Genomic DNA, 13,686 nt, shown 5'->3' on the forward strand with positions numbered 1-13,686 from the left:
TTACGCATGGTTAAAAAGAGGGCTTATATAAATAAACTATTTATGCCTTAACAGGACTGTCTCGTAAGAAAACCAGCTTTTCCTGAGTCGAAGATGGTTCACTAAAGAAATAGCCTTCAACATCAAATGACTTTAAATCAGCAAGGTCTCGTAACCGGTTTTTTATGATGTAACGCGTCATGAGTCCGCGGGCTTTTTTTGCATAGAAGCTGATGATCTTATATTGACCGCCTTTAAGATCCCGAAACTCGATATCGATAACGCGTCCCTTGAGCTGTGCACGTTTGACAGAGCCGAAATATTCGTTCGAGGCCAGGTTGATGAGAATATCGTCGCCCTGATCTTCCAACGCATCATTTAATCGCTGTGTGATGTGCGTGTCCCAGAAGGCGTAAAGGTCCTTGCCGCGTGAGTTGACCAACTTGGTTCCCATCTCCAGCCGGTAGGGCTGCATAAGGTCCAGAGGACGCAAGATGCCATAAAGGCCGGACAGCATGCGCAAGTGCGTCTGGGCAAAGTCAAAGTCAGCGTCGTCGAAATCCTCAGCCGCTAAGCCGGTATAGACGTCACCCTTGAAGGCCAGTAGAGCCTGTTTGGCGTTTTCAGGCGTAAAGTCTGGAGACCAGCTGGCAAAGCGTGCAGCGTTAAGGCCGGCGATCTTGTCTGAAACTCCCATGAGTTTTGCGATATCGGCAGGCGAAAGCGTAACGAGCTGATTGATCAACGCTTGAGCGTCGTCGAGGCATTCAGGCTGTGTATAGCGCCGAGTGGCTGGCGGTGTTTCGTAGTCAAGGGTTTTGGCGGGTGAAATCACCATCAGCATGATATAGAGCTCCTTTCGATTAACGGCTCATTGTAGGCCGTGCACAAAACGTAGCTCCAGTTGGAAAAAGCTATATGGCATATGAAGGTAGGAGGCTCTGTAAACAGCGGGTAAAAACTTTAGTACTACATCGGCAACGTTGCCAGTGGTATTAGCCAATAAGAAAAAAATGGTGTCCAGTTAGAAAAAAGGGGTTTTGCCTGCTCAAAGATTAGGGTATTACCAAGATGTCCGCTGCACGAACGGGGTTGCCCTTGAGTTGCAGGCTTGGCCCTGAAGCCCCGAGGTGTGGTGGCACCTTTCGCTGCGGAGCGCCGTATTGGCCTCCGTCGACTGGCCACAAGAGTCCCGTTGGGATTCTCGATGAGGTGAACGAGTATGGATGATCATGGACGCTCCCGCCCCACCCAGCCCACCCTCTATGTGCTCGACACCAACGTACTGATTCACGATCCTAATGCACTACTGAACTTCGAAGAACATCACGTTGCTATTCCGATGACGGTGTTGGAGGAGCTCGATAAGTTAAAAACCGGGAAACATAGCGTGGCTGCCGAGTGCCGTCAGGCGATTCGGCTGATTGATACCGTTCTTGCTGAGGCCTCTCCTCAGGATGTCGAAAAAGGTGTGCCCATACCGCGCGGCAAAGGGGAGACGAAAGGGTATCTCTCCATTCTGATGAACAAGCGGGCGGCCCCTGTTACCTGGCTGCCTGATAATCACAACGATAACCGCATCATCAATCAGCTGGTTGAGCTGTGTACTCACCATCCCGGTGAGCGCGTAGTACTGGTAACCAAAGACATCAACATGCGTTTAAAGGCGCGGGGGTGCGGGATTGATGCTGAGGATTACCATACCGATCAGCTGGTAGATGATATTGCACTGTTGTCGCGTGGCTATCATACCCTTGAAGGCTCTTTCTGGGATCGCGTCAGCAAGGTCGATTCACGACAGGATGTAGGACGCGTCTGGCATCGGGTACAGCTGTCCGAGGGTTTGCCGCCAATGCACCTCAATGACTTCATTGTCGACGAGCAGGGGTTCGTTGGTTGGGTCAAGGCTGTTCGAGATGATGAACTCATCATTCTCGATATGCATCAGGAGCCTCTGCTGCATCAAGAGGCCTGGGGCCTTCGGCCTCGAGACATCTACCAGGGCCTAGCGTTGTTCGCTCTGTTGGATCCTGACATCCACCTGGTAAACCTGACCGGGGCCGCCGGGTCGGGGAAAACCATTCTTGCCCTGGCCGCAGCCATTGAACAAACCATGGTTACCAAGCGTTATCGTCGAATCATCGCGACGCGTAGCGTTCAGGGACTGGATGAGGATATTGGCTTCCTACCCGGCACCGAGGCGGAAAAGATGGAGCCATGGCTGGGCGCCATTACCGACAACCTGGAAGCGCTGCATATGGATGATGAAAGTCCTCATAGCAGTGTCGACTACATTCTGAGTAAGGTGCCGCTTCAGTTCAAATCCTTGAATTACATTCGTGGGCGTAGTTTCCAGCAGAGTCTGATCCTCATTGATGAGTGCCAGAACCTTACGCCGCATCAGATGAAAACCATTATTACCCGCGCCGGTGCCGGCTCAAAAGTCATCTGTCTGGGTAACCTGGCACAGATCGATACGCCGTATCTGTCAGCAACCAGTTCAGGATTGACGTATCTGAGCGAGCGTTTCAAAGGCTTCCCCCACGGGGTGCATATTACGTTGCAAGGCGTGCCTCGCTCGGTGCTGGCCGAGTACGCCGAAGCGCATATGTAATGACCTCCTGGCAGGAAACCGGCAAAGGATATTGCCAGTTTCCTGCTTATCCCCTTCGTCCATAGTAGAATCAAGGGCCTCTGTATAACGGAAGGCCAAACATGCTGACCCATCTTGATTCCCAGGGCCGCGCCAACATGGTGGACGTTACCGACAAGCAGGTAACGTTTCGTGAGGCTGTTGCTGAAGCGCAAGTGCGCATGCTCCCTGAAACGCTGCAAATGATTCAGCAGGGCGGCCACCCGAAAGGTGACGTCTTTGCGGTGGCGCGTATAGCCGGTATTCAAGCGGCCAAGAAAACCCATGAATTGATTCCCTTGTGTCATCCGCTTCTGCTGACAGGCGTGAAAGTTGAGCTCACTGCCTGTGAGCCCGATAGCGTTCATATTCAGGCAACGTGCAAATTGTCAGGCCAGACGGGCGTGGAAATGGAAGCCTTGACTGCTGCCAGCGTGGCGGCCTTGACGATCTATGACATGTGTAAGGCTGTGGATCGGGGTATGAGTATCGAAGCGGTTCGTCTGCTGGAAAAGAAGGGTGGCAAGAGCGGCCATTTCAAAGTGGAGCACGACGCATGATCGAAGTGCATTATTTCGCGCGTTACCGTGAAGCATTGCAATGCGAGCACGAGCGCATCCAATGGCAGGATAAATTTACTCAACTAAACGATCTTCGTGCTCACCTGGTCTCCAGAGGTGGTGTGTGGGCGGATGTGTTAAGCGAGCGAAACCTGATGTGCGCACGTAACGAAGAGCTATGCATGTTGGATGAGCCGTTGGTTGACGGTGATCAAGTGGCTTTCTTCCCGACTGTAACGGGAGGTTAGACATGACCATACGAGTGCAGGCCGAGGCGTTCGATCCTGGCGTCGAAACCAGCGCAATGCATGCGGCCAATGTAGGCGTAGGTGCTGTCGTAACCTTCATAGGCTATGTACGCGATTTCAATGACGGACTGGATGTATCTGGTCTTTATCTGGAGCATTTTCCTGGCATGACTGAAAAGTCGCTGGCGAAGATCGCTCATGAGGCAAACTCGCGTTGGCCGCTACTCAAGGTGGATATCATCCATCGGGTAGGGCGTCTGGAGCCTGGTGAGCCTATCGTTTTCGTAGGTACGGCAAGCGCACATCGTCAGGCGGCGTTCGAAGCCTGTGCATTTATCATGGACTATTTGAAAACAAGGGCGCCTTTCTGGAAGAAGGAAGACACTCCCCAAGGCCCACGCTGGGTTGAAGGCAAGAGCAGCGATATCAGCGCTGCCCAGCGCTGGGAGTAGGCCCATGCTCTGACAGCGTAAAACCGGAGGGCAGGTATGGTTTGGCTGTGTGCGATGGGTGCCATTCTTGGGCTGGCACTCGTTATAAGCCTCTGTCAGCTGTGGCAATGGCTGAAGCTGTCAGACAGCGCATTGACAGAAGGGTATATCGCTTCTCTGGAAAAGGCCCCACTCTATCGGCTGACATTCAGCTATCAGGTCCAAGAGCAGCGCTACAGCCTGAACTTCCTGGATACGCTGATGGGGTATTCGTCTTCCAGTCTAAAAGCCTTGGCGGAGCAGGTAGCAATAGGCGATAGGATCAAGGTTTACTATTGCACCAGCGACCCTTCGTTCTGTTGTGTGGGCTTTAAACCGACACGCAGGAGTATCGTTAAGGTCTGGTTGTTGAACCTGTTGGCACCGCTGGCACCTTTTGGCTTTTAAGGCGCGCAAAGGGGAGCAGAGTGTTCGACTCCGCTCCCGAGTCGTCAGGAATGCTTGCGTGGGACTGGCTTGAGTAGCTCTGCCGGAGGCATATCACATGCGATTTTGCGGCCTAGCAATGTCTCGATTGGCGGTAGGGCAAATGCGTCGTCCTCGCCTGCAAAACTGATTGATATTCCGCTGGTACCTGCACGACCTGTACGTCCTATCCGGTGTACATAGTCATCTGGATCTTCCGGTAGCGTGAAATTGATAACGTGGCTAATGCCGTCGATATGAATGCCACGACCCGCGACATCTGTAGCGACCAGGACACGAATCTTGCCCTCACGGAAGCCTTCCAGCGTTCGGATCCGTTTATGCTGCGGAACATCGCCTGACATCTGCGCTGCACTGATGCCGTCTTTAGTCAGACGTTCCTCAATGCGACGCACCTCATCCTTGCGGTTGGCGAAAACCATCACACGTTCCCAGTTGTTCTGGCTGATGAGGTTGTATAGCAAACGATACTTGTCATCTGAAGACACTGCATATACGCGTTGGTCAACGGTCTCGCTGGCTACGTTTTCAGGCTCGATTTCCACAATGGCTGGATCGACTGTCCACTGCTTGGCAAGGTTCATGACGTCCTCGGTAAAGGTAGCCGAGAACAGCAAGGTCTGACGTTCGTTCTTGTGGGGAGTCTGGCGAATAATCTGGCGGACCTGGGGGATAAAGCCCATGTCGAGCATGCGATCCGCCTCGTCCAGAACCAAGACCTCCACCATATCCAGATGAACCTCGCCACGCTGGTTGAAGTCCAGCAAACGCCCTGGTGTTGCGACAAGGATATCGCAGAACCGCGACTCCAGCTGCTTGAGCTGTTTGTCGAAATCCATTCCGCCTACGAAGGTCATCACATTGAGGCCCGTGTACTTGGTCAGATTTTCTGCATCCTTGGCAATCTGTACAACCAGCTCTCGAGTCGGCGCAATAATAAGTGCACGTGGCTCACCCATGTAGCGCTCTTCAGGCGGCGGGGTGGTAAGCAGCTGGGTAATGGTCGAAATCAAAAACGCGGCTGTCTTGCCTGTCCCGGTTTGAGCTCGACCTATGGCATCTTGGCCTTTCAGTGTAAATCCCAGCACTTGTGCCTGGATGGGCGTGCAATAAGGAAAACCCAGGTCATGGATGGCATGCATCAGGCTGGGTGCAAGGTTAAAGTCGTGGAAGCGGACCTTGCCTTCCTGAGGCTCTACTGCAAAGTCATTAAGCGTCCAGTTGCTGACAGGCGCCTTGCGCTCGCGTCGTGGCTTTGGTGATCTGGTCGCTGCAGGTTTCCCGCTTTCTTTCTTCGGTGGCCTGGGCTGACGCTCGGCTTTCGCCTGAGTCGTGGGTTGTGCCTGTTCAGGCTGTGACGGGGTTTCGTCGCGCTGAAGGGGCGCAACCTTTTCAGGGGTGGGCTGAGGTGCTTGCGCATCTCCTTTGCCAAATAGTTTTTTTAGTGCCTTGAGCACGGTTTATCTCGTAATTTGAATAGAAATTAAGCCAGGAGTGTAAAGCAAGTTACGGGCCTGGCAAATGAGGCTTGATCGAGAGGAGGGAGGGGAGTGTTGCCTGTTTTAGCCAAACAGGCAATTTCTTCCGTTGCGCTTGGCTTCATAAAGCGCTTTATCTGCACGCTCTATGTGAGTCTCGAGCGTATCCTGTTTATGCATTTCAGCCAAGCCGATTGAAATGGTAACGCCTGGTAATTTGCCGGCAGGAGAGTAAAAGTCGGCGATACTGGCAAGGCTTTCCCGCAAACGCTCGCCAATCATTCGAGCTTCAGGCTTATCCAGCTCAGGAAGCAGAATGACAAATTCTTCTCCACCGTAGCGCGACATGCTGTCCTTAGGCCTTAACTGGGAGCGCAGGGTATTGGCTACCATGCAAAGTGCGTAGTCGCCTGCCAGATGCCCATACGTATCGTTATAGCGTTTGAAATGATCCACATCGAGCATCAACAGGCAAAGCGGCTGCTGGTTGAATGCGCAGCGGGTACTTTCGCGCTCATAGAGTTGTTCAAGGCGCCTGCGATTGAACAGGCCGGTAAGCGTGTCGACATTCGCGTTGCGCTCGGTATCCAGAATGATTCGATTGTTCTGGCGGACACGCTCACACAGGATTTCAAGCAGGTTCTGAGTAGTTTTAGGAGAATGCTCCATCAGTTGGAACAGATCCTTGCGATGCAGGCCTATGACTTCGCAGACTTCATCGGCGATCACGTACGCCGTTGGCTTGTGATTGTCGAGAAAGCTGACCTCACCTGCACAGTCGCCCTCACTCAGAACGGATACAGGTTGATTATCCAGCGACTCCAGATGAACCCTGAAGCGGCCCTGGACAATCATATAAAGGTAGTGATTATGTTCGCTGGGTGACAGAAGCATCTCGCCTGGATTCAGAACACGCTTGGTCAGCGTGCGGGCCAGTTTTTCAAGGTGCGACAGATCAACATCCCGGAACAACCGTAGATGGCGTATATGCTGAAGGTTTTCCTGCCACTGAGGAATAGCCATCATCAGCATGGCATTACAAGAGTGAAAACGGCGCCAGAAGGCATGGTCGCTCCAAAACTACAGAAAGCGGACGTATAGAGATCACTTCTTGACTGAGATAAGTAAAGAAAGTTCTTCATCCATTGTTCAGTACTGTGAGCGTTATCTTGTTTTGTATATGAACTGGTACAAAGGCTCAACGACAACAGCCGTTGAGCCGTCACTCTCAAGCCAAACGGTCCTGTAACCACTGAGCGATCAGGGCGATTTCTTCCTGTGTTACTTCATGGCCCATGGGGTAGTCCTGCCATTGAACAGGCACCTGCTCTTTGGCGAGAAAATCATAGGCTTCACGTCCCAACCCCAGTGGTACAACATCATCGAGCGTGCCATGAATGCATAGCACCGGAATGTCTCGCTGAGCCTCACTGGCAAGCGTTTCCTGGAAGCCGGGTGCATAGGTCGAAAGAGCCAGTACGCCACCCAGAGGTTTGTGGGCAATGGCGAAAGCAGTATGAAACACGACTGCTCCGCCTTGTGAAAAGCCTGCTAGCACAATGCGTCGGGCATCAATGCCCATGTCCATCTGCTGCGTGATCAACTCATCGACATAGCGGGCCGACTCATCCAGTTGTGAGTGATCAATGGCGCGTGCAGGTGACATGGCCAGGATGTCGTACCAGGACGGCATGGCCCATCCGCCGTTGATACTGACTGGGCGTGAAGGGGCCTGAGGCAGTACAAAACGGGTCGTCGTGAGCACGCGCTGCACTATTTCGGCCACCGGCTGAAAATCATAACGATCTGCGCCCAGGCCGTGTAGCCAGATCACGCATGAGTCTGCGGGTTGGGGGGATTCGATGATCAGCGGAGTTATTTCAGGCATGTGTGCTCCATAAAAGTGCGTTCTGATCGGCAGCGGTAACAAATGGTGCGTTAAGAGGATGTCGCATTTATATAAATTCTTTTGCAGTCTCAGTGAAGTTTACTAAGCCGCTTCGATTCTGCCATGTCGCTATAAGTGGTCCGCCTTTTGCTGTATCTGCAATGTGTGCTTTTTGATGCACCGACAGGTAACACAACGTTGTCATGTTGTCTGGTGTATTAAAGGCCACTCGGTCAAGCAAATAAAAACAAATATTTCCAGCAGCGAGCCGAGAGCGAAGGGGTTGAACCTCTCAATTCCTCGATGGTTCTTGCGATGTATACGTTGCTCTCATGGCTGCGTACAAGCCCTAAAGGGCAAGCGGGACCGGATGCTGACTTTTATAACAACTGGAGGTTATCGATGAAAATGGTGAAATCCACCCTGGCGATTCTGACCACTGCGGCTGTATTGGGTGTCAGTGGCTTCGCCCATGCAGGTGCGACCTTGGATGCCGTGAAGAAAAAGGGCTTCGTGCAGTGCGGTATCAGTGATGGTCTGCCTGGCTTCTCCTATGCAGAGGCGGGTGGCAAGTATGCAGGTCTTGATGTTGATGTATGCCGGGCAGTGGCTGCTGCCGTATTCGGTGACGCCGAGAAAGTCCGCTATTCACCATTGACTGCCAAGGAGCGTTTCACGGCGTTGCAGTCTGGCGAAATCGATATTCTCTCCCGTAATACTACCTGGACCAGTTCACGGGACGCTGGCATGGGTATGAATTTCACGGGCGTAACGTACTACGACGGCGTTGGTTTTTTGGTCAATAAGAAGCTAGGTGTTTCCAGCGCTAAAGAGCTCGATGGTGCAACGATCTGCATTCAGGCGGGTACCACGACCGAACTGAACGTATCTGACTACTTCCGTGCCAATGGCATGAAGTACACCCCGATCACTTATGATCGTTCTGACGAAAGCGCCAAGTCCCTCGAAGCCGGACGTTGTGACGTACTGACGTCCGATCAGTCTCAACTCTATGCCCAGCGTATCAAGCTGGCGAACCCGGACGATTACGTGGTTCTGCCGGAAGTGATCTCCAAGGAGCCTCTCGGTCCTGCTGTACGCCGAGGTGATGATGAATGGTTTGCCATTGCAAAATGGTCGCTATTCGCCATGATCGGCGCTGAGGAACTAGGTATTACCTCTGCCAACGTGGAAGATATGGCCAAGAACGCCAAGAATCCTGATGTGGCTCGTATGCTGGGTGCCGAAGGCAACTTTGGTAACGACCTGAAGCTGCCCAAAGATTGGGCGGTTCAGATTGTCAAGCAGGTTGGTAACTATGGCGAGGTCTTCGAGCGTAACGTCGGCATGGGTAGCGCGCTCAAGATCAAGCGCGGCCTGAATGCTCAATGGAACAAAGGCGGCATCCTGTACGCACCTCCCGTGCGCTGATTTGCCTATCGCCGCGGCCTGGTTAATAGCCAGGTCGCGGCGTTTTGTTTCATCGCATCTCGGAAAACATCATGTCTAAATCAATAGGCACGTCTGGGTCGTTGATCAACGATCCGCGCGCTCGCGCCTGGGCGTTTCAGATACTGGCTATTGTGGCGGTCGCTGCACTTGGCTGGTACTTATTCAACAACACACAAACCAACCTGGAACACCGGGGGATTACCTCCGGTTTTGCTTTTCTTGAGCATAGCGCAGGCTTTGGCGTTAGCCAGAGTCTGATCGACTACAAGGAATCGGATTCTTATGGCCGACTCTTTCTGGTCGGCCTGGCGAATACGCTTCTGGTATCCATCCTGGGTATCATCCTGGCCACTGTGCTGGGCTTTATCATCGGTATTGCTCGTCTTTCGCCGAACTGGCTGGTACGTAAACTCGCCGCGATCTATATCGAGACCTTTCGCAACATTCCGCCACTGCTCCAGATATTCTTCTGGTATTTCGCTGTGTTGCGTCTGGTGCCTGGACCCCGACAGAGTCTCAGCTTCTTCGACACGTTGTTTCTGAACAACCGAGGACTGTACGTTCCAGCACCCGTGTCGGCAGAAGGTGTCGTACCGTTCCTGGTGGCGATTGCGCTAGCTGTTGTGGCCAGTATTGCCCTGGCGCGCTGGGTAAAGGTTCGGCGTGACAGGACCGGAAGAGGCTTTCCGCTGCTGATCTCGATTATCGCTTTGCTGATCGTTCTGCCAGGTTTGGCAGCCCTGATATTTGGTGCACCGTTCCATTGGACCGTTCCGCAGCTCAAAGGCTTTAACTTTCAGGGCGGCTGGGTGGTGATTCCTGAGCTGTTCGCCTTGCTGGTGGCACTCTCCGTTTATACCGCAGCATTCATTGCTGAAACGGTACGTTCGGGTATCCAGTCGGTGAGCCATGGTCAGACCGAGGCAGCCAATTCCCTGGGGTTGAAGCCTAGCCGGACGCTACGCCTGGTCATCATTCCCCAGTCCATGCGGGTCATCATCCCGCCACTGACCAGTCAGTACCTTAACCTGACCAAGAACTCATCACTGGCTGCAGGTATTGGCTATCCGGACATGGTGTCGCTGTTTGCCGGTACGGTACTGAACCAGACCGGGCAGGCGATCGAGACCATTGCCATCACGATGTCAGTCTATCTGGTTATCAGCCTGAGCATTTCGCTGTTGATGAACGTGTACAACAAGCGAATGGCTTTGCGTGAGCGATAAGAGGCGATCATGACTACACATACGTTCAAACCTGATCTGCCGCCGCCGAATCGCTCGGTCGGTGCGTGGGCCTGGATGCGGGCCAATCTCTTTTCCAGCATTTACAACACGCTGCTTACATTACTTGCTTTGTATCTGGTCTGGCTGTTGGTTCCGCCCATGATCAAATGGGCTTTCCTGGATGCAACGTTCAGCGGGACCGAGCGTTCCGACTGCACGCCAGGAGGCGCATGCTGGGTATTCATCAAGATGCGCTTTGGTCAGTTCATGTACGGGTTTTACCCGCCGGAGCTGCGCTGGCGTGTGGATGTGGCGCTGGTGCTCGCGGTTTTGGGTGCTGCACCGCTGTTCATCAAAGCGATGCCCCGAAAGGTAGTTTATGGCATCGTTTTTCTGATCGTTTATCCCGTTGTTGCCTGGGTGTTGCTGCATGGCGGCGTGCTGGGTCTCGACGCGGTGCCCACCAGCCGTTGGGGTGGCCTGACGCTGACACTGGTCATTGCCTCTGTAGGTATTGCCGGTGCGCTGCCGCTGGGTATATTCCTAGCATTGGGACGTCGTTCGGAGATGCCGGCCGTACGCGTGTTGTGCGTGACCTTTATCGAGTTCTGGCGGGGTATTCCGTTGATCACGGTGTTGTTCATGTCATCCGTCATGCTGCCGTTGTTCCTGCCCGAAGGTATGAGCTTCGACAAACTCTTGCGGGCACTGATTGGCGTCATCCTGTTCCAGTCAGCTTACATTGCCGAAGTCGTGCGTGGTGGTTTGCAGGCGATCCCGAAAGGGCAGTACGAAGCGGCGTCAGCCATGGGGCTGGGCTACTGGCGCGCCATGGGGCTGGTCATACTGCCTCAGGCATTGAAGCTGGTGATCCCGGGAATCGTGAACACGTTTATCGCGCTGTTCAAGGATACCAGTCTGGTGATCATCATTGGTCTGTTCGATCTTTTGAACAGCCTGCACCAGGCTACCGTTGATCCAGCCTGGCTGGGTATGTCGACCGAAGGCTATGTCTTTGGCGCATTGATTTATTGGGCTTTCTGTTTCGGTATGTCGCAGTACAGTCAGCGTCTGGAACGCCGTCTCGACACCGGCCATCGCCGCTAAGGAGCGAATCAGCATGAGTGAAAATGCCAAGACTCTGGGCATCGGTGACAAGATCATGATCCAGATGCAAGACGTGAACAAATGGTACGGTCAGTTCCACGTGCTTAAGGACATCAACCTGACGGTCCGACAGGGCGAGCGTATCGTGCTCTGCGGCCCGTCAGGGTCAGGCAAGTCGACCACGATCCGCTGTATCAATCGCCTGGAAGAGCATCAGAAGGGCAATATTGTCGTTGATGATGTAGAGCTTAATGGGGACCTGAAAAACATCGAGGCCATTCGCCGTGAAGTCGGGATGGTCTTCCAGCATTTCAATCTGTTCCCTCATTTAACGGTACTGGAAAACTGTACGCTGGCCCCTATCTGGGTACGTAAGCTACCGAAGAAGGAAGCCGAAGAAGTCGCGATGCATTATCTGAAGCGCGTACGCATTCCAGATCAGGCTCACAAGTATCCGGGACAGCTCTCCGGTGGTCAGCAACAGCGTGTGGCCATTGCCCGTGCGTTGTGTATGAAGCCCAAGATCATGCTGTTTGACGAGCCTACCTCAGCGCTTGACCCGGAAATGGTAAAGGAGGTGCTCGATACCATGATCGGCCTTGCTCAGGATGGCATGACCATGCTGTGCGTGACTCACGAAATGGGTTTTGCCCGAACGGTAGCAAACCGTGTGATTTTCATGGACAAGGGTGAAATCGTGGAGCAGGCCCCGCCGGATCAGTTCTTCGATAATCCTCAAAACGAGCGTACCAAGCTCTTCCTGGGTCAGATCCTTCACTGATCCATCAAGAAAGGCGCCTCAGGGCGCCTTTCTTATAGGCTGTTCTTTTACCGGGCCAGGCGGGAGAATACAGCTACGCTCTCTGGTTGAATGGCTTGCTGTACGTGGACGCTTTACCCTTATCCTTGACCATGACTCATCCGCTGCGGCCGTGGTTCGTCTATCTGGTCAGAGCTGAAAATGGCTCACTCTACTGCGGCATCAGCGATAACCCTCAGCGCCGTTTCAAGGCTCACCAACAAGGCAAGGGGGCTCGCTTTTTTCATTCAAGTCCTGCCAAGGCACTGGTCTATACGGAGCCGTGTGTAGACAAATCTGCAGCGCTTCGCCGTGAACGCGCCATCAAAAAGCTGAAGAAGAGCATCAAGGAAGCCATGGCAATGGCTCAGGGAGGATAGTCTTTAAAGGGTGGGGCGGTTACTCTGAGCTTCTACAATAAGAGGACGTGCGCATGACCGATCTCATCCTGCATCACTACTGGACCTCTCCGTTTGCCGAAAAAGTTCATCTGCTGATGGGTTTCAAGCAGCTGTCCTGGCGCTCCGTCATTATTCCCCGTGTCATGCCAAAGCCGGATCTCACCGCATTGACCGGCGGCTATCGTAAGACGCCTGTGCTTCAGGTTGGGGCAGATATCTATTGTGATACGGCGCTGATCGCGCAGCGCCTGGAGCAGGCTAAGGCCACGCCCACGCTCTTTCCAGAGGGCCAGGAGTTTGCCTGTCGCGCCTTTGCAGCCTGGGCCGATAGTGTAGTGTTCCAGCACGCCGTGGCACTGATTTTCCAGCCCGACGTCATCGCCGAGCGCATGGCCAATGTTCCGCCTGAGCAGGCTCACGCGTTCATGGCGGACCGTAAGGCGCTTTTCGAAAAGGGAAATGCTCCTCGGGTTACAGCAAGGCAGGCGGCGCAACATTGGCCTACCCTGATGGCACGACTTGATGAGCAATTGGCGCGCAGCAGTGGCGAATACCTCTTCAATGCTCCCTCTATCGCAGATTTCTCGCTGGCGCATTGCCTCTGGTTTTTGCAGTCAGCTCGCCAGACTGCGCCTCTGGTGGACACTTATCCTGAAGTATCCACCTGGCTAGGTCGAGTGCTGGGATTCGGTCATGGCACTTATTCCGACCTGAGCGCAGAGGAGGCCATACGCATTGCGTATGATTCCGATCCTGCCCCTATTCCAGAAGGGGAAATGTTCTTGCCGGCGGGCCTTGCTCAAGGCGATCGTGTGGCGATTTCAGCTCAGGATTATGGTCTGGAGACTGTAGAGGGTGAGTTGCTGTACGCAGGGGTGGAAGAAGTCATTTTAAGGCGCAGGGACGAGCGTGCCGGCACTGTGCACGTTCATGTTCCCAGAATAGGATTCAATATCGAAACGCGATGAGTCTGACAGGCAGAGCGATCAAACGTGTCGC

At 53.5% G+C, this 13,686-nt stretch carries 15 protein-coding genes; 11 read left to right on the forward strand and 4 right to left on the reverse strand.

Translation table 11 applies throughout. From position 1 onward, the window contains the following. Nucleotides 1–40: 40 nt before the first annotated feature. The gene (gene yaaA / locus GM154_RS14070) at nt 41–823 is read right to left on the reverse strand and encodes a peroxide stress protein YaaA (protein WP_219652559.1); all 783 of its coding nucleotides are present in this window, start codon (nt 821–823) and stop codon (nt 41–43) included. 378 nt (nt 824–1,201) lie between these two features. On the opposite strand from yaaA, the gene GM154_RS14075 reads away from it, so the two are divergent. The 5 genes from GM154_RS14075 to GM154_RS14095 all read left to right on the forward strand — a co-directional run bounded on the left by GM154_RS14075 (nt 1,202) and on the right by GM154_RS14095 (nt 4,297). Continuing rightward, nucleotides 1,202–2,593, forward strand: coding sequence for a PhoH family protein (locus GM154_RS14075; protein ID WP_219652560.1), 1,392 nt, complete (start codon nt 1,202–1,204; stop codon nt 2,591–2,593). Between the two features lie 101 nt (nt 2,594–2,694). Beyond that, complete coding sequence (moaC, locus tag GM154_RS14080; protein WP_010795362.1) at nt 2,695–3,171, forward strand: cyclic pyranopterin monophosphate synthase MoaC; 477 nt, start codon at nt 2,695–2,697, stop codon at nt 3,169–3,171. Beyond that, nucleotides 3,168–3,419, forward strand: coding sequence for a MoaD/ThiS family protein (locus GM154_RS14085; protein WP_219652561.1), 252 nt, complete (start codon nt 3,168–3,170; stop codon nt 3,417–3,419). Before moaC ends, GM154_RS14085 begins: the two co-directional genes overlap by 4 nt. Nucleotides 3,420–3,421: 2 nt before the next feature. Then, nucleotides 3,422–3,871 (forward strand): molybdopterin synthase catalytic subunit MoaE, encoded by a 450-nt coding sequence (gene moaE / locus GM154_RS14090; RefSeq protein ID WP_219652562.1) that lies wholly within the window; start codon nt 3,422–3,424, stop codon nt 3,869–3,871. Between the two features lie 36 nt (nt 3,872–3,907). Continuing rightward, nucleotides 3,908–4,297 (forward strand): hypothetical protein, encoded by a 390-nt coding sequence (locus tag GM154_RS14095; protein ID WP_219652563.1) that lies wholly within the window; start codon nt 3,908–3,910, stop codon nt 4,295–4,297. A gap of 44 nt (nt 4,298–4,341) precedes the next feature. Here the strand turns inward: GM154_RS14095 and rhlB are convergent, their stop codons facing one another. The 3 genes from rhlB to GM154_RS14110 all read right to left on the reverse strand — a co-directional run bounded on the left by rhlB (nt 4,342) and on the right by GM154_RS14110 (nt 7,702). After that, on the reverse strand, nt 4,342–5,793 hold the full coding sequence (gene rhlB, locus GM154_RS14100) for an ATP-dependent RNA helicase RhlB (protein ID WP_010795358.1): 1,452 nt from the start codon (nt 5,791–5,793) through the stop codon (nt 4,342–4,344). 105 nt (nt 5,794–5,898) lie between these two features. Next, nucleotides 5,899–6,837, reverse strand: coding sequence for a GGDEF domain-containing protein (locus GM154_RS14105; protein ID WP_037030444.1), 939 nt, complete (start codon nt 6,835–6,837; stop codon nt 5,899–5,901). Between the two features lie 205 nt (nt 6,838–7,042). Beyond that, a complete protein-coding gene (locus GM154_RS14110; RefSeq protein WP_125887746.1) occupies nt 7,043–7,702 on the reverse strand; it encodes an alpha/beta hydrolase in 660 nt (219 codons plus the stop codon). Between the two features lie 402 nt (nt 7,703–8,104). On the opposite strand from GM154_RS14110, the gene GM154_RS14115 reads away from it, so the two are divergent. From GM154_RS14115 to GM154_RS14140, 6 genes are all read left to right on the forward strand, one after another. Continuing rightward, on the forward strand, nt 8,105–9,133 hold the full coding sequence (locus GM154_RS14115; RefSeq protein WP_074824850.1) for an amino acid ABC transporter substrate-binding protein: 1,029 nt from the start codon (nt 8,105–8,107) through the stop codon (nt 9,131–9,133). 71 nt (nt 9,134–9,204) lie between these two features. Further along, nucleotides 9,205–10,380 carry an amino acid ABC transporter permease gene (locus GM154_RS14120; RefSeq protein ID WP_010795354.1) on the forward strand — a complete coding sequence of 392 codons (1,176 nt, stop codon included), beginning with the start codon at nt 9,205–9,207 and terminating at the stop codon, nt 10,378–10,380. Nucleotides 10,381–10,389: 9 nt separating this feature from the next. Beyond that, nucleotides 10,390–11,487, forward strand: a complete 1,098-nt coding sequence (locus tag GM154_RS14125; RefSeq protein WP_019364199.1) for an amino acid ABC transporter permease — start codon at nt 10,390–10,392, stop codon at nt 11,485–11,487. Between the two features lie 13 nt (nt 11,488–11,500). Further along, on the forward strand, nt 11,501–12,268 hold the full coding sequence (locus tag GM154_RS14130; protein ID WP_010795352.1) for an amino acid ABC transporter ATP-binding protein: 768 nt from the start codon (nt 11,501–11,503) through the stop codon (nt 12,266–12,268). A 131-nt stretch (nt 12,269–12,399) separates the two neighbouring features. Further along, entirely contained in the window at nt 12,400–12,666 is a 267-nt protein-coding gene (locus GM154_RS14135; RefSeq protein WP_019364198.1) for a GIY-YIG nuclease family protein, read from the forward strand. A gap of 53 nt (nt 12,667–12,719) precedes the next feature. Further along, complete coding sequence (locus GM154_RS14140) at nt 12,720–13,655, forward strand: glutathione S-transferase family protein (RefSeq protein WP_219652564.1); 936 nt, start codon at nt 12,720–12,722, stop codon at nt 13,653–13,655. Nucleotides 13,656–13,686 lie beyond the last annotated feature (31 nt).

It is taken from the genome of Pseudomonas sp. MAG002Y, from assembly GCF_019400845.1.
Lineage (GTDB): Bacteria > Pseudomonadota > Gammaproteobacteria > Pseudomonadales > Pseudomonadaceae > Chryseomonas > Chryseomonas luteola.